18 protein-coding genes and 1 pseudogene are annotated in these 22239 nt (G+C 45.8%); 5 read left to right on the forward strand and 14 right to left on the reverse strand.

What is annotated here, in order from left to right; all coding sequences use genetic code 11:
• Window positions 1-20: 20 nt before the first annotated feature.
• The 6 genes from BLW49_RS00650 to BLW49_RS00675 all read right to left on the reverse strand — a co-directional run bounded on the left by BLW49_RS00650 (window position 21) and on the right by BLW49_RS00675 (window position 11306).
• Entirely contained in the window at window positions 21-467 is a 447-nt protein-coding gene (locus tag BLW49_RS00650; protein WP_256209522.1) for a PaaI family thioesterase, read from the reverse strand.
• A gap of 62 nt (window positions 468-529) precedes the next feature.
• Window positions 530-2206 carry a long-chain-fatty-acid--CoA ligase gene (locus BLW49_RS00655; RefSeq protein WP_177178607.1) on the reverse strand — a complete coding sequence of 559 codons (1677 nt, stop codon included), beginning with the start codon at window positions 2204-2206 and terminating at the stop codon, window positions 530-532.
• Between the two features lie 84 nt (window positions 2207-2290).
• The gene (locus BLW49_RS00660; RefSeq protein WP_090722594.1) at window positions 2291-4081 is read right to left on the reverse strand and encodes an acyl-CoA dehydrogenase family protein; all 1791 of its coding nucleotides are present in this window, start codon (window positions 4079-4081) and stop codon (window positions 2291-2293) included.
• A gap of 1277 nt (window positions 4082-5358) precedes the next feature.
• Window positions 5359-6558, reverse strand: a complete 1200-nt coding sequence (locus tag BLW49_RS00665; RefSeq protein ID WP_090722596.1) for an acetyl-CoA C-acyltransferase — start codon at window positions 6556-6558, stop codon at window positions 5359-5361.
• A gap of 135 nt (window positions 6559-6693) precedes the next feature.
• Window positions 6694-9120 carry a 3-hydroxyacyl-CoA dehydrogenase/enoyl-CoA hydratase family protein gene (locus BLW49_RS00670; protein WP_090723775.1) on the reverse strand — a complete coding sequence of 809 codons (2427 nt, stop codon included), beginning with the start codon at window positions 9118-9120 and terminating at the stop codon, window positions 6694-6696.
• Between the two features lie 5 nt (window positions 9121-9125).
• On the reverse strand, window positions 9126-11306 hold the full coding sequence (locus BLW49_RS00675) for a (Fe-S)-binding protein (protein ID WP_090722597.1): 2181 nt from the start codon (window positions 11304-11306) through the stop codon (window positions 9126-9128).
• Window positions 11307-11715: 409 nt separating this feature from the next.
• Between BLW49_RS00675 and BLW49_RS00680 the strand changes: the two genes are divergently transcribed.
• The 4 genes from BLW49_RS00680 to BLW49_RS00695 all read left to right on the forward strand — a co-directional run bounded on the left by BLW49_RS00680 (window position 11716) and on the right by BLW49_RS00695 (window position 14784).
• Window positions 11716-12300: a TetR/AcrR family transcriptional regulator gene (locus BLW49_RS00680; RefSeq protein WP_047913975.1), complete on the forward strand. Its 585-nt coding sequence runs from the start codon at window positions 11716-11718 to the stop codon at window positions 12298-12300.
• A gap of 40 nt (window positions 12301-12340) precedes the next feature.
• Entirely contained in the window at window positions 12341-13108 is a 768-nt protein-coding gene (locus BLW49_RS00685; protein ID WP_090722599.1) for an electron transfer flavoprotein subunit beta/FixA family protein, read from the forward strand.
• A gap of 210 nt (window positions 13109-13318) precedes the next feature.
• Window positions 13319-14293, forward strand: coding sequence for an electron transfer flavoprotein subunit alpha/FixB family protein (locus BLW49_RS00690; RefSeq protein ID WP_090722601.1), 975 nt, complete (start codon window positions 13319-13321; stop codon window positions 14291-14293).
• Between the two features lie 29 nt (window positions 14294-14322).
• Window positions 14323-14784: a hypothetical protein gene (locus BLW49_RS00695; RefSeq protein ID WP_143042052.1), complete on the forward strand. Its 462-nt coding sequence runs from the start codon at window positions 14323-14325 to the stop codon at window positions 14782-14784.
• Window positions 14785-15178: 394 nt separating this feature from the next.
• On the opposite strand, the gene BLW49_RS00705 is transcribed toward BLW49_RS00695, so the two are convergent.
• From BLW49_RS00705 to BLW49_RS00725, 6 genes and pseudogenes are all read right to left on the reverse strand, one after another.
• Entirely contained in the window at window positions 15179-15769 is a 591-nt protein-coding gene (locus BLW49_RS00705) for a hypothetical protein (RefSeq protein WP_143042053.1), read from the reverse strand.
• Window positions 15770-16223: 454 nt separating this feature from the next.
• A complete protein-coding gene (locus tag BLW49_RS00710; RefSeq protein ID WP_090722607.1) occupies window positions 16224-16598 on the reverse strand; it encodes a DUF2750 domain-containing protein in 375 nt (124 codons plus the stop codon).
• A 274-nt stretch (window positions 16599-16872) separates the two neighbouring features.
• On the reverse strand, window positions 16873-17259 hold the full coding sequence (locus BLW49_RS00715) for a tautomerase family protein (protein WP_090722609.1): 387 nt from the start codon (window positions 17257-17259) through the stop codon (window positions 16873-16875).
• Window positions 17260-17478: 219 nt separating this feature from the next.
• Window positions 17479-17986 (reverse strand): annotated as a pseudogene (locus BLW49_RS00720) (HIT family protein).
• 415 nt (window positions 17987-18401) lie between these two features.
• Window positions 18402-18497: a competence inhibitor ComI gene (locus BLW49_RS29065; RefSeq protein WP_019419116.1), complete on the reverse strand. Its 96-nt coding sequence runs from the start codon at window positions 18495-18497 to the stop codon at window positions 18402-18404.
• Between the two features lie 401 nt (window positions 18498-18898).
• Window positions 18899-19525: an SGNH/GDSL hydrolase family protein gene (locus tag BLW49_RS00725; RefSeq protein WP_090722611.1), complete on the reverse strand. Its 627-nt coding sequence runs from the start codon at window positions 19523-19525 to the stop codon at window positions 18899-18901.
• A 183-nt stretch (window positions 19526-19708) separates the two neighbouring features.
• On the opposite strand from BLW49_RS00725, the gene BLW49_RS00730 reads away from it, so the two are divergent.
• Window positions 19709-20251 (forward strand): isochorismatase family protein, encoded by a 543-nt coding sequence (locus tag BLW49_RS00730; protein ID WP_047913981.1) that lies wholly within the window; start codon window positions 19709-19711, stop codon window positions 20249-20251.
• A 154-nt stretch (window positions 20252-20405) separates the two neighbouring features.
• Here the strand turns inward: BLW49_RS00730 and BLW49_RS00735 are convergent, their stop codons facing one another.
• Together BLW49_RS00735 and BLW49_RS00740 are read right to left on the reverse strand one after the other, a co-directional pair.
• Window positions 20406-21185, reverse strand: coding sequence for an exodeoxyribonuclease III (locus BLW49_RS00735; protein ID WP_090722613.1), 780 nt, complete (start codon window positions 21183-21185; stop codon window positions 20406-20408).
• A 241-nt stretch (window positions 21186-21426) separates the two neighbouring features.
• The gene (locus BLW49_RS00740) at window positions 21427-22146 is read right to left on the reverse strand and encodes a YebC/PmpR family DNA-binding transcriptional regulator (protein ID WP_090722615.1); all 720 of its coding nucleotides are present in this window, start codon (window positions 22144-22146) and stop codon (window positions 21427-21429) included.
• Between the last annotated feature and the right edge of the window lie 93 nt (window positions 22147-22239).

Consider the following 22239-nt stretch of genomic DNA (forward strand, 5'->3'; position numbering starts at 1 on the left):
CCTACATGCCTCTAACGCTGCTATTTGAGTCTAAAGGATGCCGTACTGAGTGCAATCAGCTCTCCATGAGGATTCGTAATTCTCGATTCCGCCGTAATGGATCGGCCCGTTTCATGAACAATTTTACCGGTAACCTTAAGATACTCCTGCTTCGCAGGCCTCACAAAATGTACATTCAGATTGCTGGTAACACTGGAACGATGAGGATACTTCAGCATTACGGCAACACCCATCGTATTGTCCAATAACGAAGATAGAACACCGCCATGGACGATTCCAATGAGGTTCAAATGATGTGGAAGCGGATCAAGCGACACGATGACTTCATCATTTCCCGCCTGCTCCAATTTACACCCTAAATAACCCCAAAACGTAGATTCAGCTGCTTTTGTAATCGCCTCAAGGTACTCTCGTTGTTCGTTTGTCTGGCTGTGAGCATCTTCTTGCCCACGATCGATCCTGACCACTGCGCTCCCTCCCTTCTGTATTAGCATATCTATACTGGGCTGAAGGGACGTACGACATTAAATTACGCTGTCGGCTGCTCCTCATCCTCCTCCAGCAATTTCCGCCTTAGTACTTTACCGACCATGGTTTTGGGCAAGGACTCCCTAAATACATATTGTCTGGGCACTTTGTACGCTGCCAATTGACTGCGGCAGAACTGCTCGAGTGAAGCTGGATCCGGCTCTGCTCCATCCTTAAGCACAATATAAGCCTTTACTGATTCTCCACGATAGCTGTCCTTCATCCCAACAACGACGGCTTCCTTCACAGATGGGTGCTCATATAGCACCTCTTCAATCTCTCTAGGATAAATGTTGAATCCGCTTGCAATAATCATATCCTTTTTACGGTCAATGATCGTAAAGTATCCCTCTTCATCCATCGTAGCCATATCCCCTGTGAAGAGCCATCCATTACGGATCGTTTCAAATGTTTCTTCCGGTCTTCCCCAGTATCCCTTCATCACTTGAGGACCTTTGACAATCAGCTCACCGGGCTCTCCGACAGGCATCTCCTCTCCTGTTTCAGGATGAATCACTCTTGCGTCTGTGTCCGGAAAAGGAATGCCGATAGTGCCGATCTTGCGTCTGCCCCATATTGGATTAGCATGTGTTACGGGTGAAGCCTCCGTGAGTCCATATCCTTCGATAAGCCGTCCTTTCGTCATTTCCTCGAATGTATCCTGAACCTCTACAGGAAGCGCGGCCGATCCGCTGATACAAGCATTAATTGATGATAGATCATATTCCTTGATTCTGGGATGATTGATCAGTGCAATATACATCGTTGGAGCTCCCGGGAATAGTGTCGGCTTCTTCTTGCGAATCAGGTTCAAGATCATATTCACTTCAAATTTAGGCACTAAGATCATCAGCCCGGCTCTGTATATGGCCTGATTTAATACACATGTCAGCCCAAAGACATGAAAACAGGGCAGTGCTGCCAAATATCGCTCTTTACCATCCTCCACCTGGTGGCACCAGTTTCCCGACTGGATTGTATTTGCGATTAGGTTCATATGTGTGAGCATTACACCCTTCGGTACGCCGGTTGTACCTCCCGTATATTGAAGCTGTGCCAATTCTTCTTTGGCATCGACGGACTCCAATATGGGATCGGCAGCGGCGATGTTGATCAGTTTCGTGAAGGAATGAACTTGGTTATTGTAAGGAACTACAGGTAAGGGTCCCTCTTTTTTTGCCTTGATCGGATAGAGCCACTTCTTAATTAGAGGAAGATAGTCTTTAACACCTGTAACGATGGTGTGCTTAATCTCCGTCTCCTGCACAATGTTCTCAACCCGGGAATAGAAGGTATCCAGTGTAATGATGATTTTCGCTCCGGAGTCCTTCATCTGATGGGCCAGCTCGCGTTCCATGTACAAAGGATTGGTCATCACCGCTACGCCGCCGATCAGCAGCGTGCCATAATACGCGATGACCACCTGGGGACAATTGGGCAGCATAATCGCTACCCGGTCCCCTTTCTTCACACCTAAGCCGCGCAGTACATTGGCCATTTGGTATGACAGCATCAGCAGCCTCTTGTAGCTAATCGATTTGCCCATAAAATACATCGCAGGCCGATGGGGAAACTTCTGTGCTGATGTGACTAGAAACGCAGCCAAGTTCTGATTCGGATACTCACACGTCGGGGCCACTTCGGCCTCATAAAACGGCAGCCAGGGCTTATCGTTCATGATAATCATCCCTTTCATTCTCTTTTATCGAGAATGCTTCCTCGCTGACCTACTCCTCATCCAATACCATCTGATCTCTTCAGATTAAACCGTATAACGCTCATTATGGATAACGCGGGCAGCGATGCTGCGTTTGTACTGATTCGTGTTAACCGGATTGCTTCTCGTCAGCTTTTTGAGCACGGATAATTGCATACGCAGCATGTCGCCAGACTCCACCGTGGTCAGCAGTTCTTTTGCCACAGATTCTACTCTGAGGAATGCCTCATAAGCAAACACTTTTGTCATTTCAATCATATTTAGCGCTTTGTCCTCGGAGGTTCTGGCTGCTTGTTTGTTCGCACGGGCTAGCACACTCTCGAGTGCAAAAATATCAATCATCATATCGGCAAGACCTGCGAGCACTTCCTGCTCCTTCTCAAGCTTCGTTCCGTATTTTTGTACGGCTAGACCGCCAACCAGCAGGAAAATCTTCTTACTCATCTCCAGGAAATGCCCTTCCTGCTCTAAAACACCATCAAACGTTTGATTCGGCAAAATCTGCAGGATTTCGTTTTGAAGGGCCTGTGCTTTTTGGAGGAGTGCTAATTCCCCCTTCAGCGCCTTCTTCACCAGTGTGCCTGGGATCAAAAGTCGATTGATCTCATTCGTCCCTTCAAAAATCCGGTTAATCCGCGAATCGCGGTACAGCCGCTCAATTTTATATTCTTGGATATAGCCGTAACCGCCGTGAATTTGTACACCTTCATCCGCAATGACGTCCAGATTCTCGGAAGAAAACACCTTATTGATCGAGCATTCAATGGCATAATCGGAGATTGCCGCGGCAGCCAGTGTTCCTGCATCATCTGCTGTATAGTCAATATCCTGCATTGCCTCATCCAGCAGGCCAGCCGTGCGATATACCATACTTTCTACTGCAAATGTTCGGATATTCATCTCTGCCAGCTTCTTGCGGATCAGCGGGAAATTTGAAATCGGCGTCTCAAACTGTTTACGTGTGTTGGCATATTTGGTGCTGAGCTCAACCGCTTCCTTGGCTGCTCCTACGGAGCCTGCCGCCAGTTTGTATCTGCCAATGTTCAGAATGTTAAATGCAATTCGGTGACCTTTGCCAATCTCACCTAGCAGATTCTCCTTCGGTACCTTAACATCCTCAAAGTATAGCGGGCGTGTAGATGATCCTTTGATTCCCATCTTCTTCTCTTCCGGTCCAAGCGTAAAGCCTTCCATTTCTTTCTCGACAATAAACGCAGTAAAGTGCTCCCCATCGATCTTGGCATACACAATAAAAATATCTGCAAATCCCGCGTTTGTAATGTAGAGCTTAGATCCATTCAGAATATAGTGATCACCGTCGTCCGATAACACGGCGGTCGTCTTTGCGCTCATCGCATCCGAGCCTGAGGTCGGTTCCGTTAAACAATAGGCGGCAATTTTTGCGCCTGAGGCAAGATCGGGCAAGTACTTTTCCTTCTGTTCCCGTGTACCGAAGAATACGATCGGCAGTGTTCCAATCCCAACGTGAGCACCGAAGGACAAGGCAAAGGAGGAGCCCTTCGCCAGCGATTCACTGATAATCGTCGAGCTCACTTTATCCAGTCCAATTCCGCCAAATTCTTCCGGCACATCTGCTCCAAGCAGTCCAAGATCACCCGCCTTTTGAAGCAGCTCTACGGTGAGATCATAGTTCAGCTTCTCGATCTCCTCATCTCTTGTCACCACTTCACCGTCAATAAAATCTCGAACGGTCTCTGCAATCATTCGATGCTCCTCGGTAAAATCCTCAGGCGTCAGGATACGGTCAAGATCAGCCTTTTCAATGACAAAGCTTCCACCTTTGATCTTCGGTTCTTTGGTTTGGTTGTCGCTCATGAGTTTGGGCTCCTTTCGGGAATGGGGATGGTTGATTGATGAAGAATGTTCATGAATGTGAGTGGCTCGATGATGTTGCTGTGTGTGCGGCTGTGGGTGATTTGATGATGGCTGTGTGTACGGCTGTTGGCGCTTCAATGATGCTGTGAGTGCAGCTGTGGGCGCTTCGATGGCGAATCGGGTTCCGAGCCTTCTTGCCCTTGGATTCTTCTGATTCCACCTTAATGGTGAGAATCCAAGGGCAAATACGCACGCTTCGCTTCTTCACTCCGATTTCGCCCTCTCCGCTTGTTGCTGCACTCCTTGCATGAAAAGCAATTCTTCCTCTCTCAACCTGTGGGGTGAGAGGGGGGACGGGCTTCCATTCTTCTTCTTATGGAAGTCGTCTGATTTTCTTATGTGAGTGATTCAATGATGAAATGAATCTGCTGGGCGCTTCGATGATGCTGTGAGTGCAGCTGTGGGCGCTTCGATGGCGAATCGGGTTCCGAGCCTTCTTGCCCTTGGATTCTTCTGATTCCACCTTAATGGTGAGAATCCAAGGGCAAATACGCACGCTTCGCTTCTTCACTCCGATTTCGCCCTCTCCGCTTGTTGCTGCACTCCTTGCGTGAAAAGCAATTCTTCCTCTCTCAACCTTGGGGGTGAGAGGGGGAGACGAGCTTCCATTCTTCGTCTAATGAAAGTCGTCTGATATTCATATGTGAGTGATTCAATGATGAAGTGAGTGTGCTAGGTGATTCGATGATGCTGTGAGTGCAGCTGTGGGCGCTTCAATGGCGAATCGGGTTCCGAGCCTTCTTGCCCTTGGATTCTTCTGATTCCACCTTAATGGTGAGAATCCAAGGGCAAATACGCACGCTTCGCTTCTTCACTCCGATTTCGCCCTCTCCGCTTGTTGCTGCACTCCTTGCGTGAAAAGCAATTCTTCCTCTCTCAACCTGTGGGGTGAGAGGGGGAGACTGACTTCCATTTCTTCGTCTTATGGAAGTCGTCTGTTATTTATGTGAGTGATTCGTTGATGCTGTGAGTGCTGCTGTGAGCGCTTCGATGGCGAATCGAGGTCCGAGCCTTCTTGTCCTTGGATTCTTCTAATTCACCTTAATGGTGAGAATCCAAGGACAAATACGCACGCTTCGCTTCTTCACTCCGATTTCGCCCTCTCCGCTTGTGGCTGCACTCCTTGATTGAAGGGCAATTCCTCCTCTCTCAACCTTGTGGGGTGAGAGGGGGAGACGGGCTTCCATTCTTCGTCTTATGGAAGCGCCGAGTACAAGCTAGGCTGTTCCAGCGCTTTGTGCGTGCACCTCGAACACCCCCGCTGCACCCATCCCTCCGCCAATGCACATGCTCACCACCCCATATCCTCCACCACGGCGCGCTAGTTCGGATACCAGGCTCACGGTAAGCTTCGCGCCCGTACAGCCGAGCGGATGACCAAGTGCAATAGCACCACCGTTCACGTTAACCTTCTCTTCGTCAAGGTTAAGAGCACGGATGATGTGCAGGCACTGGGAAGCGAATGCTTCGTTAATTTCAAACAGCGCCACTTGTTCCAGCTCAATCCCCGCCATTCTCAGCGCTTTCGGTATCGCTTCGACAGGTCCTACCCCCATGATTTCCGGCTCCACACCTGCCAAGGCAAACGAGCGGAAGGTAGCCAGGGGCTTAAGCCCAAGCTCCTCTGCTTTTTCCCTGCTCATTACAGCGACTGCTGCTGCGCCATCGCTGGTTTGAGATGCATTGCCTGCCGTAACGGTGCCTTTAACCGAAAATGCAGGTCTCAAACGGGCTAACCCCTCTGCTGAGGTATCTGCACGCACCCCTTCATCGGTATCAAAAGTGAATTGACGGTTCCTGATCCGCCCGTTGTCATCAATGGTCGTATGGGTAACCTCGACAGGCACAATTTCAGCCTTGAATCGGCCGGCAGCGATTGCCGCATGGGCTTTACGGTGACTGTTCACGGCATAGGCATCCTGTGACTCTCGGTTCACCCCGAACCTGCGGGCAACCTCCTCAGCGGTGTGTCCCATTCCCATATATACTTCCGGCATCTCCTCCACAATTCGGTAATGTGGAGCAGGCTTGAAGCCGGTCATGGGAACATGGCTCATGCTCTCCACGCCGCCCGCAACAATGACTTCAGCAGAACCGAGCATTATTCGTTCCGCCGCAAATGCAATCGCTTGCAGTCCGGAGGAGCAGAACCGATTGATCGTCAGTGCGGGAACGGTAACAGGAAAGCCGGAATACAAGGAAATGATGCGTGCAACATTCAACCCCTGCTCTCCTTCCGGCATTGCACAGCCGAGGATAATATCCTCGACATCTTCCTTTTTCAGCCCTGGCGCGCGTGCAATAACAGCTTCAAGCACAGCTTTGCCCAAATCCTCTACTCGTGTATCCGCCAGGCTTCCTTTCTTGGCCTTGCCTACAGCGGTTCGGGCAAGTGACACAATGACTGCTTCTCTCAAACTAATCACCTCAACCTTTAATTGATATAAGTGAATCCGTTTCATAAGACTGCTGAAATGGATCCGGATAATGATGATTTTAAGGGATGGATTTAGAAAGCTCTGCCGTCTAATGCAAGTGATGTAATGTGACCGCTAATTGCGAAGAGGCTTACCCTTGGCAAGCATGTGCTGCATGCGCTGCTGGGTTTTCACTTCACCTAGCAGGCTCAAGAAGGCCTCCCGTTCAAGGTCCAATAAATACTGTTCTGAGACAAGGGTACCTGCCGGGACATCTCCCCCTGCCAGAATATGAGCAAGCTTCTTCGCAATGAGGTAATCATGCTCGCTAATATATCCGCTCTGCTTCATACCCAGCGCCCCCAGCTGAAGCACCGCACGTCCGTCACGCCCTGCAACTCTTGCTTTACCGGCAGGAGCTGGTGTATATCCTTCACGATCCAATTCAAGCACGGCCTGCTTGGCTTCATAGATGCGATAATCCTGATTCATCACGACTCGATCCTGGGAGCGGCCATATCCCATATGCAGTGCTTCATGCCCACTGGATGAGGTTTTGGCAAGTGCAATCATTTCAAAGATTCGGTTAAGCTCTGGCTGAAGGTCGGCCTGCTGATCCGGAAAGCGATCGCTCGTCATCCGCACCAACTCTTTGCAGCCTCCCCCGGCTGGAATCAAGCCTACTCCGGTTTCGACCAAGCCAAAATAGGTTTCTGCCGAGAAGATAATTCGATCTGCGGGTAGACAGGCTTCAACGCCTCCTCCAAGCGTCATCCGATGTGGGGCAGCTGCAACCGGTTTAGCTAATTGCTTGAGCTTCATCATACTGCCTTGGAACAATCGGATAATGTCATCCACCTCATCCCAATCTCCGCTTTGGGCTTCCATAAGCATCAGCATGAGATTCGCACCCACACAGAAGTTTCTGCCTTCATTGGCAAGAACGAGACCTCTATAGTTAGCTTCGACTTCTTCGGCTGCCTGCTGAATCATGACCAGGATGTCGGCGCCAATGGCATTGTTTGGAGAGGTGAATTCCAGAAGCGCAACATCATCTCCAATATCCATCAGATTTGCGCCTGTATTTGAACGAATGATTTTGTTCTGGGCCTTAAGCGCTGCTAAAGATATAATCTCAGGTCGTTTCTCTACCGCTCTGTACTCCCCTTTGAGATATTGGAATACATATCCGTCCTTCTGCTGATAGAAGGAGTTATTCCCTGCAGCGATCCAGTTTTTCACCCATGCAGGCACGATCAGACCTTCTGCTTCCATGCGATCAACCGATGCAGGCAGACCGATCAGATCCCAAGTCTCAAACGGGCCCAGCTCCCAGTTGAATCCCCATTTCATCGCATGATCGATATCTTGAATGGAATCCGCAATTTCCCCCAGCTTCTCTGCGGAGTAGATCAGCACTTGCTTAAGCACATTCCATGCGAGCTCTGAATATCGGTCCTTCGTGTTCAAAAAAGCCTTGATCTTCTTCCTTGCTCCTTTGACTGTCTTCGCAGCTTCAATCGACGCTGAGCTGATCTTGGCGCTTGGACTGTACTCCATGTTAGCTAGACTCAGCGATAGAATCTGACTGCCGTGATCTCCTTTTACTTTTTTGTAGAACCCCTGACCACTCTTCTCACCAATCCAGCCTCTTGTTAACAATTCCTGCAGCGCGGCAGGCACTTTAAATACATCCCTCTCCGCTCCGTCCGGCACGGAATCATACACGTTCTGGGCCACATGAATAAAAGTATCGATCCCTACCAAATCGAGCGTACGGAACGTTGCACTCTTGGGCCTGCCGAGCGCTGGTCCTGTTGCGGCATCCACTTCCTCTACCGAGTATCCGTTTTCCGCCATTTCCCTCAATGTGACGAGCAGTCCATAAGTGCCAATACGGTTTGAGATAAAATTCGGAGTATCCTTGGCAATGACAACGCCCTTGCCCAGCCTTTTCTCACAGAATTCTTTCATGAAGGATGTGATCTCAGGATCGGTGTCGAACCCTGGGATAATCTCCAGCAGCTTCATATGCCGTGGTGGATTAAAAAAGTGTGTTCCTAGAAAATGACGCCGAAACTCCTCACTGCAATCCTCCACCATCGCATTGACCGATATGCCGGACGTGTTCGTGCTGACAATGGTTCCTTTTGCACGGACCGCTTCAATCTGCTTCATGATAGACCTCTTAATTTCCAGCTTTTCGGTAACAACTTCAATAATCCAGTCAACTTGTTTCAATAGATGCAAGTGATCCTCTATGTTGCCCGGTGTAATTCGTTCTGCAAAATGAGAAGCATAAAGTGGAGCCGTGCTTGACTTGGGAAGCGCAGCAATGGCACGATTGGCAAGCCGGTTGCGTACCGCAGGATGCTCCAGTGATAGCCCTGCCTGTTCTTCTTCTGGTGTTAATTGAGCCGGTACAATATCCAGCAGCAGACAAGACAGTCCCGCATTAGCCAGATGTGCAGCAATTCCTGCACCCATGACCCCGGAGCCGATTACGGCAGCTTTGGATAAGGTCCTCTTCGTAATTGCAGATGGATGAGTAGGGGTTAACATTTGGTTCACTTCGCAACGACCTCCTGTTCATTCATTTCAGAAATACCGAAGACGGAAGCTTCGAGTATTTCTGCAATATCCTTCGTTTGCACTTTGTCTTCTATTTCTATAAGCTTCGTTCCATCCTCCAGCATCGTCAGGCAGTAAGGACAAGCAGAGCTGATCATCGTCGGTGATACAGATAATGCTTGCTCTGTCCGAGCGAGATTTACACGCTTGCCGGTATCCTCCTCCATCCACATCTGTCCGCCGCCGGCACCGCAGCACATCCCGTTCTCTCGACTGCGTTCCATTTCCACGAGCTCGACGCCTGGAATTGCGCGCAGCACATCCCGCGGTTGATCGTACACATCGTTATATCTTCCGAGATAGCAGGAATCGTGATAGGTGATTTTCTCCGATAACGTGTGCTGGGGAATCAGCTTGCCGGTCTTGACCAGCTCATCCAAGAGCTCGGTATGATGAAGCACTTCGGCTGTAAGGCCAAAATCGGGATATTCATTCTTGAACACGTTAAATGTATGGGGACAGGCTGTAACGATTTTTTGAACATCATATTTATTAAAAATTTCGATGTTCTCCACACACAGCTGCTGGAACAAAAATTCATTCCCCATTCGTCTCGGTGTATCACCCGAATTCTTCTCTTCATTGCCCAATATCGCAAAGTTGACACCTGCCTCATTCAGCAAATGAACGAGCGAACGTGTAACCTTTCGGCTCCGGTTATCATAGGACCCCATCGAGCCTACAAACAGCAGAATGTCAAAGTCCGGGTTCTCCTTCACCGTCGGAATGCTCAAATTCAAGGTGCCGTCCGGGTCAATTTCCTTCACCCACTTGCTGCGTTCTGCCCGGCTGATCCCCCATGGATTACCTTGACGCTCAATATTCTGCATTGCTCGTTGTCCCTCATGAGGTACGCTTCCCTCCATCAGCACGAGATGACGTCTGAGATCTACAATTTTGTCCACATGCTCATTTGCAACAGGGCACTGATCCTCACAGTTACGGCACGTAGTACAAGCCCATATTTCTTCTTCTGTCATGACTCCACCGATGAGCTGCACATCCTTGGCGGTAACACCTTCAACTTGATGCCAGGCTCTTTTTTGCACACTCATGGTTGGACGAATGTCAGTTACTCCTTCCCCCGTCCATTCGCTAAGTGATAGATCGGCAGTTCTCATTTCGTGGACTCCAGCGTAACCAAACACACTGGCAGGCATCCAGGCCGACTTCGACGTCAACGCCTCGCCCTTCTCGGTTAAGTGGTCTCTTAACTTGATAATCATGTGCATGGGGGACAAGAGCTTGCCGGTATTGGTCGCCGGGCATACATTCGTACATCGTCCACACTCTACGCAGGCATAGAAATCGAGCATTTGCTTCTGGGTAAAATCTTCGATATGACCGACCCCATAGGACTCTGCCTCTTCATCTTCTAAATCGAGCTTACTTAGCTTGCCAGGTGGATCTGTTCGTCGCAGCAGGATGTTAATGGGTGCAGTAATGAGATGAAAGTGCTTGGATTGGGGTACGTATAGTAGAAAGGAGAGCAGGATCAGCAGATGAATCCACCAGAAAAAGAAATACACTGCGGACACCGCTACATCAGGCATCCAGGTAAATAACGATGCAATTCCAGATGAGATGGGTGCATAGGCTGAAGATGGCAAATCCTCTCTGAGACGTTCAAATGCCATTGTGAAGAGAACGGATATCATTAGAGATGTGATATAAAAGACAACAAGGCTTGGTTTCCAGCCTCTTTTTAACCGATGCAGCTTCTCCCCATATCTTCGATAGGCAGCATATGAGATGGCGAGGAGAATAAGCACGACCGTAATCTCCTGGGTCAATATAAATCCTTCGTAACCCGGTATAGGCAGACTGTGCCCTGTGAGCCCCTTCCAGATAATGTCCAGTGCACCAAACTGCAGAATAATAAATCCGTAAAAAACGGTAAAATGCATGATTCCGCTTCTCGGATCCTTGAACAGCTTGCTCTGACCGAAGACCTGCACCATAAATGCTGCAATCCTGTCTTGAATGTCCTTGCGAAGATCCGCAGGTCTGCCTAATTTGATATATAAGTAACGGTGGTATACAACTCTGGCGAATAGATAAACCGCCCAGCCGGTAATGAGGGTAAAGAGCAGTGCATTCATCATTTGTAGAATCATCCTCATCAAGCCCCTTGTATTGATAAAATTTAATTTCAGCTTGCATGGCGGATAGCTGTTAGTTTGAGCTTTAGTAACTTACTATCTTTTGATGTGCAGCTTCACTCCTTTCGGGCACAACCCCCCTAGCCATTGACAATGGTAAGTACGATTCATTTATTAAGCGCTTACATTGTGTCTGCAAAAACAGACCTCCACATCGTTTGTACTCTTTGACAATATCATTGTCATACTCGCTGCAAACTTCGATATGAACGCCTAATGAACCATCTCAACCTTGTAGAACGATTTTCCAATGAGACAGGGATTGAATCGTTGACAATGACTGGAACGTATTTTATAGTGGATACAAGAAATGAATGAGTATTCATTCAGAAATTTAACTGTATTCTAACACCGGGGTGAACATATGACAAGTAAAAAAACAGAAAAATATCAACTCATACTTCAAGGCGCCCTCAAAGTGTTTGCCGAGAATGGCTACCATCGGTCCCAGGTTTCCAAGATTGCCAAAGCTGCCGGCGTAGCCGATGGGACGATCTACCTCTACTTTAAGAGAAAGGAGGACATCCTGATTCATCTGTTCCAAGAGAAGCTGGGTGAGCTGGTGCAGAAATTCCATGACAGTGTCGCTGGCAGCTCTGATCCAGTTCAGGCCCTCCGCACGGTCTGCCGCATTCATTTTACAGAGCTTGAGAATAATCCTGAGCTTGCGTACGTCACGCAGATCGAGCTAAGACAAAGTGATATTGAGCTTCGCAAGGAGATTGGCAAATCACTCAAGCCATATATTGAGCTGATTGAGAATATTCTAGAGCAGGGCATTGAACTGGGACATTTTAGAGAAGACCTGAATCTCAAACTGGTTCGAAACCTCATCTTTGGCTCCATGGATGAAGCAGTTACCTCCTGGCTGATCTCAGGGCAGAAATATTCGCTTCAAGAACAGGTTGACGACACCCTTAGCTTCTTTCTTCACGGTGTTTCCAAATAATTAAATTCATAACTCATGTTTTGAAGGGAGACGATCGAATATGAAGATAGTTGTATTGTTAAAGCAAACTTTTGATACAGAGGAGAAGATCACTCTGCAGAATGGAGTCGTGTCTGAGGATGGTGTGAAATTTGTCATTAATCCATACGACGAATATGCGGTAGAAGAAGCTGTCAAGCTTCGAGATGAACACGGCGGCAGTGTAACTCTTCTCTCCGTCGGTCCAGACCGTGCTGCAGAAGCCCTGCGTACAGCGCTCGCGATGGGTGCAGATGAAGCGGTTCTGATCTCGGATGAGCGAATTCCTGACGACGAATATGTGATCTCCAAAGTGCTCTATTCCTACTTAAACCAAGAGAATCCGGATCTCATTCTTGGCGGTAACTTCTCCGTCGATCGTGGATCAGGTCAGGTCGCCATTCGTCTGGCTGAGCTCCTTGGCATTCCTCACACCTCATCCATTACCAAGCTTACGATTCAAGGTACAACAGCCGAAGTCCATCGGGATGCTGAAGGTGATCTTGAAGTGCTTAGTGTCACGCTGCCTGCGCTGTTTACTGCTCAGCAAGGTCTGAACGAACCGAGGTACCCTTCTCTTCCTGGTATCATGAAAGCAAAAAAGAAGCCGTTCAAGACGCTGCTGCTTGAGGATCTAGATCTCATCGAAACCGATGTTCAGCCTGCTACGAAGCAGGTCGAGCTGACGCTTCCACCTGAACGCGGTGCAGGTAAGATCCTTAAGGGCGATGCCGAGAACGTTGCCCGCGAGCTTGTCGGCCTTCTGCGTACCGAATCCAAAGTCATTTGAACGATACATTGCGTGCTGAATCATACTGATTCGTTAATTTGTTTGTGCAACAGTGGACTTTGCCATGCCAAATCCATCATTTTGTATGCGGTTTCAATTATGTGCATCTCATCTACCCCAAGTGTATGGCAAACAGAATGTCCGACATGCGTTATTTTTCCATTGGCTGTTCATGCATTCAAATTCAAATGACCCGAGGAGGTTCTTGTGATGAGTAAAACATTGCTTGTATATGCCGAGAATCGAGATGGAAGGCTTCGTCAGGTAGCACTCGAAACGTTAGGTGCTGCACAGCAAATCGCAGGTGCTCAGGATCGGATCCAGGCTGTAGTGGCAGGTTCAGATATAACGTCCGCCGTAAGTGAACTCGTTCCCTATGGCGTCGATTTGATATATACCATCGAGCATTCAGCGCTTGAACACTATAATCCTGAAGCTTATTTAGCTGCATTAAAATCCGTCTTACAGAAGGCAGCACCAGACCTTGTCCTCTTCGGACATACCGCTCTGGGTAAAGATCTGGCTCCATTAGTTGCAGCTCATCTTCAGGCAGGGCAGATCTCGGACATTACTTCTATTGATCTAGAAGGAGGTCATCCCGTATTTACCAGACCTCTGTATGCAGGCAAAGCCTTTGAAAAACGTGTATTTGAGGCTGGACCCGCGGTCATTACCATTCGGCCGAACAATATTGCTGCAGCGTCTGCTGCTGAGAGCAGTACTTCTCCCATTGAAGATGTTGCTTACCCCTCTCCATCACTGCGTACGATCGTTAAGGAGGTCGTTCAGAAGACGACAGGCAAGATTGATCTCAGCGAAGCCAAGATCGTCATCTCTGGTGGCCGGGGCGTCAAGAGTGCAGACGGCTTCAAGCCTCTTGAAGAGCTCGCTGATCTGCTTGGCGGAGCTGTGGGTGCTTCACGCGGTGCGTGTGATGCAGGCTATTGTGATTATTCGCTGCAGATTGGTCAAACAGGGAAAGTAGTTACACCCGAAATTTATATTGCTTGCGGCATCAGCGGTGCCATTCAGCATTTGGCGGGAATGAGCCAATCACGTGTCATTATTGCGATCAATAAGGATCCTGAAGCACCTATCTTTAAGGTTGCAGATTACGGCATCGTCGGCGATCTGTTCGACGTTGTGCCTCTCCTCACGGCCGAGTTCCGGAAGGTACTGGTATAGGCGTTCCATTATTGGACGCCGCTCTCCGGTTGCTAACGCAAAAGTCGTTCGTTATTCAAAAAATTTCACTTTGTAGCTGGGGAGGAATTCTTGGGGGTGGGGCTGGCGTTACATTTTTTGGCTCCCTCTCTCCGGTTGCTTCGCAAAAGTCGTTCGAGATCCAAAAAATTTCACTTGTAGCTGAGGGAAGAATTCTTGAGGTGGAGCTGGCGTTGCAATTTTTTGAGCCCCTCCCTTCAGTTGCTCGCAAAAGTCGATGGGCTCTCATAATTTCACTTTGTAGCTGGGGAGGAATTCTTGGGGGTGGGGCTGGCGTTACATTTTTTGGCTCCCTCTCTCCGGTTGCTTCGCAAAAGTCGTTCGAGATCCAAAAAATTTCACTTGTAGCTGAAAGGAAGAATTCTTGGGATGGGGCTGGCGTTGCAATCTTTTTAGCCCCTTCCTTCGGTTGCTCGCAAAAGTCGATGGGCTCTCATAATTCCACTTTGTAGTTGTGGGAGAAGAATTCTTAGGGGTGGGGCCGACGTTACATTTTTTGGCTCCCTCTCTCCGGTTGCTTCGCAAAAGTCGTTCGGGCTCCAAAAAATTTCACTTGTAGCTGAGGGAAGAATTCTTGAGGTGGAGCTGGCGTTGCAATTTTTTGAGCCCCTCCCTTCGGTTGCTCGCAACTGTTGCTGCTTCTCTAAATAACGTACTTGCTTTCATGAATCACAGGTGTTAGGGGCATACCATTTCTAGATGATCGGTTAACTGCAGGATCGGATAGCCATTCATATCGCCGTTCCCAATCTTCTTCAATAACAGGCCTTAATGTTACTCGTTGTTCGCGTAGCATATTTCCTTTCTTGTATACACTCGCCTTCATGAGCTATTCAATTAACGCTCTTATCTTCCTAATATTAATATCTCTCCCTTATCATTTAATCCTCTAAATATAAATCCACGAGCATCTTTTGTATTTAGTTCATTGTATGATGCTGCAAAACCATCTTCTAAATTTAATTCGATAAATACAGTTGAGTTCTCTTTTATTTCATCAATATCATACGAAATTACGTTATCAATACTATCATTACTTATTATTACTCTTATTATTTCAGGATTAACTGATTCCACTCCGAAAATAGTATCGTACATATTTCTTGAGTTTAGTCTCGACGACCATGTCCGATTCAGGTCCCCTTCTGTTCCTATCAATGGATCCATGGACTGTAACATAGCTACATTTGATACTTGATATAAGAATCCCCATTTAGTATCAACTTGCTTCAAATAATTGAAATTCTCAGTTTCCCATATAACTACTTTATTATTATCAAAATCTTTGTTATATACTACCTCACCGTCTATGAAAGGATAAGATATTCTTAAAGCTTGATTCTCGTTTAGTGAATAGCCATACCTATAAAGAATGAAAATTACAATCACTACGATTACAACAAAGAAAATTGATCTTCTCTTTATTTTCTTGTTCATAGAGTCTCCATTCATCCTAAAACAAATATTGTTGGCATTGATTTCCGCAATATCCAAAAGTCCAAGGTCATTCATTTCAATTTTGTCTGTATAACAACTTAATTCGTACATATAAAGTTCAAGCAGATTTCTTAATACTTCTTTCTCATCAATTGTTGGAGATCTCAGTTACAAACATTCACCTAATTTTCCCACCCTGAATTCCAATCAAGTTATTCCGAAGATTTGATTGGTACAAATGGTTTGCGCTAATTTCCTATAACGTTCAGGCATTCTCGAACCCTCACCGGCTTAAGAGCGTAGCGCGGATCGTCAGACTTAGCCCTGCAGGGTTGTCCGCTGAAACAACTTCTCTGAAAATACTTCATGCGGACCGAGGCGTCAGCCCCGATGCGTGAATGTGATATTATGCGATGTCCCTAACTTCCTCGAAATACTACATCATTACTGGTCTCTAATAGTTCTCTAATTCTCTTTCCAAATCATATTTTAGCACTTCCACTTCTAATACTGCCGAATCATCATTATTAAAAAATATAGAGGGTTTAATTCCATCTTCTACCATTCCTAACAAAAACAACTCAACAAATTCCTGAAGATTGATGGCTTCTGCCTTATAATTACTCCAATCACCAATTGCACAGTATTCGGCAAACTCTTTCCGAGGCCAAAAAGGAAATAAGTAATTCCCCTCATCGTCAGCGCTTGCTGCCCAACCATCATTATATAATCCCCAAATCTCTTCTCGGTCTACGACTTGCTTAATGAAATACTCATATCGGATATTGGCTGGCTGCTTAATGAGCGATTCAAACTCTTTATTGTTCATTGTCTCTACACCTTTTGTTTTCATTTTTCAATCCAGGGGTTTCGGATAACGTTCTTTTATTCACGACGTCGATCCCCCTTAGATAGCTCCAATCTTAGGGGGATCGATGAGTCCGGCTGAAGTTACTTCCTGCCACTGAAAATGCCTTCCCGAACCAACATCTAACTTCTACCGGACCGAGGGCCGAATGGCCCGATACGTGAATATGGTGTTATAAGAGGTGCCCGACTTCCCGAATTACTTTCATGAGAATTCCCATTATCTCATTTATTCTTTAAACATTGACCTTATAATTTAGAGTTAATTCATCAGCAGGCAAACCCCTAATTCCCCAATTACTCTTCGGCGTTTCAAATATTGTTATTTCAATATCATTGACATCAAAACCAATATCTTTGATTCTCTCAAAAATCAATCTAATCAATTTCTTTTTAGCTTCGTCCGATCTACCTTCGAAAATGCTTATTTCAATTATTGTGTACTTTTCTGATCGATTGTTTGGATATATAAAATCCTCTTTATCTAATAAAATATACCGATGAAACCTCTTATCTTCAGGCAATTTCAGAGAATCTATAAAACATGAATGTAAGATATCTGAGAATTGTTTTTGAATTGGTTTTAAGATTTCGAATATACCATAAATCTTTACCTGTGCCATTGAAGTTCTCCTTCCACGACTATCATTAAGATTTTTATCGTTTTTCGGCCATTTCTTATAACGTTTTGTGTTCACGAACCCGAGAAGCTTAAGGGACCAACGGGAGCCGGGTCAAAGACTTAGCCTCGCAGGAATTGTCTGGCTGAATCCACTTCCCCGAAATCCCTCGGTCCAGACCAAGGACGAATGCCCGCAGCGTGAATACTTTGTTAGATGAGGTTACCTTGAGCTACTCACAAAATCCCTCATGCCCTCTCGTAACATGCTAACCCCTTCTTTTACACTCTTCATATTCTCATCGTCATTCATATTATTCCTTGCATGTAATAATGCCGGTCTTAATGATTCTACTGAATTTCCAAATTGGTACATCCATTCACATCTAGGAACCATCCATAAATGAAAGTGATGTGTTGTATCTTCATTATAAAAATAATAGACCTTTTCAATTCCCAATCGTTTTCTTTGTTCTCTTCTGAGCTTATGAATTAGCAAAAATAAATTCTAATCGCTCTTTATCTGTTAATTCATCCATGCAATAAAAATGCCTCTTTGAAGCCAATATAACTAACCCTTTAATTGGGTAAGCAATATCCTGATGGACATGAAAGTTGCTTGATTCAAAAATTACTCCACCTGTTGAAGAAATCAAACCACTTGTCAATGCGCAGCTTACACATTCAACTTCTACTGTTCTTCCATCACCCAATGTAATCTGTCTTGGCATTATACACCTCATTGTTTTTGATAAGAACTTGCATCGTAATTTCATCTAACGTTCCTGTATTCACGAAACGCCCCAGCCTTAGATAGCTCTTATCTTGGGCTGGGGCGTTTGTTGTCTGAACTTCTTCCACGATTATACATCTAAACAACCGAGGGGCGATAGCCCCGATGCGTGAATACTATGTTATATGATGGGGATGCCATCTTCGTTTTACCGTTCAACTTATCTCTTTTTTCTTATTATCACTTTCAATATTATTTCACGCTTTGATACATTTTTTCTTTGTGATATTATATATGTAATAAAGACCAAGTGCAGCGAACACTTGGTCAGTACAATTGGCTTGGATGGTCTATTCCCTTCTAAGTCGTAAAGGAACAAAACCCACCTCTGGCCTCAACCTTTGGGTGGGTTTTTACTTTTTCTTGTTGTTATTATTGATGTATGTTAAAAGAGCAAGAATGAACGTCCCAAAGAGGAACATAATCGTTAATGCATCTTTCACTTCCATGGCTTCACCTCCTTTCGAAGGGAAACCATGCCCACCCAAGATTCAATTGTAGTTATATTTTACCTTTATTTATAACTGCGTACAAGTGTTCTTGATTTGTTTTACAATCTCTATCTTGCATCCCTTTCATATAACTCTTTTATCTCTGAACTTCGCGAATAACTTCTTCACTTAAATATTCGCGCAATTGTTGAACTGTCCTGCTCTTTCATAATAGCGTTCATTCTTAAGAAATTAAAATCCTGCCTGTACTTATGTATTCATAACTTCGTTTTACGCAAGAAGCAACGAAAAAAGCTGGCTTATAAAGACCAGCTTAAACAGTTCATCTATTAATTCGCAGTAATATCACTCCTGTGGCTTTCTAAACCTTGTCCGGTTACCCACTCGTTCGACGAAATTTATACTTTTACTGCATCGAGCCAGGCTCTAGCAATTAGAGCATGTCCTGCATCAGTCGGGTGCACACCGTCTCCTGCCCAGTAGGCTGGCTCCGCCTTGGTACTCGCTTGAGCAAACAGGCCATCCAGTGGAACATAGTATGTTCCGAATTCACGAGCCAGCTCTCGAATGGCATGAATTTTTGGATCAAGATCTACTCTCCATCCCTTGCGATCTTCCGGAACAGGCAGTACGAACGGTTCTATTAACACGATATTCGCATTCGTATGTTCCTTGGTCCGCACAAGCAGCTCACGATATGTACGATAAAATTCATCTGCAGAAGTCTCTGCCTTGGAATCGTACCAGCGCCACGTATCATTGATTCCGATATATATGGACACCCAGGTTGGGTTATGCGCCAGGCAATCCTGCTCCCACCTTTGTTCAAGATCTGTAACCCGGTTTCCATTGATACCGCGATTCATAAACTGAATTTGCTTCTCAGGATAACGGAGATTAAGTTCAGCCGCAACCATCATGGCATAACCTCTGCCAAGGTCACCCACATTATCATAATTTCTGCCACAATCCGTAATACTGTCTCCGATAAATAGCACTCTAGCTTGATCTTCAATCCGTGTCATATGTATATTGGCTCCTTTAGAAATGATATAAAGCTCTGAACTAATGATAGCGCTAACAGAATGGTCTTGCAACGCCAGATATGACGAATATGTCAGAGTATTTTCATAGTTTCCCTTCATAAAAGGATTTCTAACATACCTATCGAATTACCAATTGGTATAAAATTCCAGGAGGTGATTCTGATGAAAGCACTGTTAGTCATTGATGTACAGAACGCCATTGTCGAGCTAAAAGATTTCACAAAAGAACTCACATTAATAGAGCAAGTGATTCAAGATTTTAGAAGAGATGGACATCCGGTCATTTTTATTAGACATATTGATGATCAGGCAGAAAGTCCATTGTACCGAGATTCAGAGGGCTCACATATACATGATTCAATTCTTAAATATGCTGAAACTGTAGTTGAGAAACAGACACCGAGTGCATTTTATAAGACGAAGCTTGCAGAGACACTGGAGCAGTTAGGCGTTAATCATCTCTTCATCGTCGGCTTTGAGACGGAGTTCTGCTGTATGTTCACGGCCATATCAGCCTATGACCGCGGGTACAAAGTGACCTTAATTAAGGATGCAACAGGTACGGGTAACACACCGGATACGTATGAGATGAAGGATCTGGACATCCAAGGTTTTGTCGGAAAAGTGCTCGATTGGTCAGGGGCAATTGAGGTGCTCGATCACGACAGCTATGTTCAGAATTATGTCGTACACAATACCATCTAAGTCTACAAATCTAAAATCTATTAATATACAAATCTATTTCAATATAAAAGGATGAGCGAAAGCAACCAGAGTGGATAGGCCGCAATTAATTTAACCTATGACTCTATGTAAATTGCCTTGCTCATCCCTAGTAATTATTAATAACCGTTAGCAGTTAAGCATTTTGAAGAGATTCGTCAAGCTCCATCTCCAAGAATACAGGGCAATGATCACTTCCCATGATATGACAGTCTGCTCCTGAATCCTTCAAGTATGGTGCAAGCCGGGTCGAAGCAAGGAAGTAATCAATTCGCCAGCCGATATTCCGCTCTCTGACCTTCGCCATATATGACCACCAGGTGTACACATCTGTCCGATCGGGATAAAAATAGCGGAACGAATCCACAAAGCCCGAATCCAGCAGCATGCTCATTTTCTCCCGTTCCTCCAATGTAAAGCCAGAATTACCACGGTTAGATTTTGCATTTTTGAGGTCTATTTCAGCGTGCGCCACATTCATGTCCCCACAAATGACCACGGGCTTATGCTGGTCCAGCTCATTAAGATAGGCTCGAAAACGTTCCTCCCATTCCAGACGAAGAGGTAAACGCGATAAATCCCTTCTCGCATTAGGTGTGTATACATTAACTAGATAAAATTGTTCAAATTCGAGCGTGATCATTCGCCCCTCTGGATCAGGATCTTCCTCACTCATGCCATATTGAACCGAAATCGGCTTGATTCTCGTAAACACCGCGGTTCCCGAATAACCTTTTTTCTCTGCATAATTCCAGTAATCCTCGTAGGAGTCGCCTAACTCCATTTGAATTTGTCCTTCTTGCAGCTTGGTCTCCTGCAGGCAAAAAATGTCCGCATCCATCTGCTTAAAATAATCCATAAACCCTTTATTTACACAGGCTCTCAGCCCGTTTACATTCCAAGATACCAGTTTCACTGTAGATGAGCACTCCCCTTTTCGTAGTTATCAAACCTCTTACGAAAATTAAAATAGACAACCCTTTAATTATAACATAGAAGATTCCTTACTCTCTTGCTGCTGTTCAGGTTTCAGCACAGCTTCACGCAATGTACATTTTTACAGATATTCTGTTCATCAAAAAAACCTCCCATTTATCCCGAGATAAATGAGAGGCTGACGGTTTAAACTTCAACTTTCATCAGAAAGTTGTAAGTTCCTATTCTTCAAACTCCACGTTATGGTACACCTGCTGCACGTCCTCAAGATCCTCAAGTACATCAATCAGTTTCTCGAATTGTGTAAGTGCATCGCCTTCCAAGGTTACAAAGGTTTGTGGCAGCATCGTAAGCTCAGCTACAGTAAACTCCGTTACTCCTGCATTTTTAAATGCATCTTGTACGGCATGGAATTGATCCGGCTCCGCATACACGATAACCGCCTCATCTTCTTCCACAATATCCCGAACATCCAGATCAGCTTCCATTAATAGCTCCAGTACTTCATCCGCAGATTTGCCTTCAACCCCGATAACCGCCGTAGAGTCGAACATGTAGCTTACCGATCCGCTGACTCCCAAATTGCCGCCATTCTTCGTAAAGGTTGAACGTACTTCAGATGCTGTACGGTTTACGTTGTTCGTAAGTGCATCCACAATAACCATCGATCCATTCGGACCGAAGCCTTCGTAACGAAGCTCGTCAAAGTTCTCTTCCGAACCGCCTTTTGCTTTTTCCAGTGCGCGGTCAATGATGGCTTTGGGTACGTTGTATGTCTTAGCACGCTCTAGTACGACCTTCAGAGCGCGGTTCGATTCCGGATCAGGCTCCCCTTGACGGGCTACTACATAAATCTCACGTCCGAACTTCGCATATACGCGGCTAGTGCTTGCGTCTTTGGACGCTTTCTTTTCTTTAATATTATTCCACTTACGACCCATATCAATATTCGCTCGCTTTCAAATAGAATCTAAACAATCCTTTATATTATAGCTTTTATGGGCCAGCTTGAAAAGTTATCATCCAATTGTACA

Origin of the sequence: Paenibacillus sp. PDC88 (assembly GCF_900106725.1) — a bacterium.
In the GTDB taxonomy this organism is placed as follows: domain Bacteria; phylum Bacillota; class Bacilli; order Paenibacillales; family Paenibacillaceae; genus Paenibacillus; species Paenibacillus shunpengii.

Bases quoted from the DNA above. Each gene is read 5' to 3' on its own strand.
- BLW49_RS00655 (WP_177178607.1), bottom strand. From the start codon at position 2,206: ATGAACGATAAGCCCTGGCTGCCGTTTTATGAGGCCGAAGTGGCCCCG.
- BLW49_RS00660 (WP_090722594.1), bottom strand. From the start codon at position 4,081: ATGAGCGACAACCAAACCAAAGAACCGAAGATCAAAGGTGGAAGCTTT.
- BLW49_RS00670 (WP_090723775.1), bottom strand. From the start codon at position 9,120: ATGTTAACCCCTACTCATCCATCTGCAATTACGAAGAGGACCTTATCC.
- BLW49_RS00675 (WP_090722597.1), bottom strand. From the start codon at position 11,306: ATGATTCTACAAATGATGAATGCACTGCTCTTTACCCTCATTACCGGC.
- BLW49_RS00680 (WP_047913975.1), top strand. From the start codon at position 11,716: ATGACAAGTAAAAAAACAGAAAAATATCAACTCATACTTCAAGGCGCC.
- BLW49_RS00685 (WP_090722599.1), top strand. From the start codon at position 12,341: ATGAAGATAGTTGTATTGTTAAAGCAAACTTTTGATACAGAGGAGAAG.
- BLW49_RS00690 (WP_090722601.1), top strand. From the start codon at position 13,319: ATGAGTAAAACATTGCTTGTATATGCCGAGAATCGAGATGGAAGGCTT.
- BLW49_RS00705 (WP_143042053.1), bottom strand. From the start codon at position 15,769: ATGAACAAGAAAATAAAGAGAAGATCAATTTTCTTTGTTGTAATCGTA.
- BLW49_RS00710 (WP_090722607.1), bottom strand. From the start codon at position 16,598: ATGAACAATAAAGAGTTTGAATCGCTCATTAAGCAGCCAGCCAATATC.
- BLW49_RS00715 (WP_090722609.1), bottom strand. From the start codon at position 17,259: ATGGCACAGGTAAAGATTTATGGTATATTCGAAATCTTAAAACCAATT.
- BLW49_RS29065 (WP_019419116.1), bottom strand. From the start codon at position 18,497: ATGGAAGTGAAAGATGCATTAACGATTATGTTCCTCTTTGGGACGTTC.
- BLW49_RS00725 (WP_090722611.1), bottom strand. From the start codon at position 19,525: ATGACACGGATTGAAGATCAAGCTAGAGTGCTATTTATCGGAGACAGT.
- BLW49_RS00730 (WP_047913981.1), top strand. From the start codon at position 19,709: ATGAAAGCACTGTTAGTCATTGATGTACAGAACGCCATTGTCGAGCTA.
- BLW49_RS00740 (WP_090722615.1), bottom strand. From the start codon at position 22,146: ATGGGTCGTAAGTGGAATAATATTAAAGAAAAGAAAGCGTCCAAAGAC.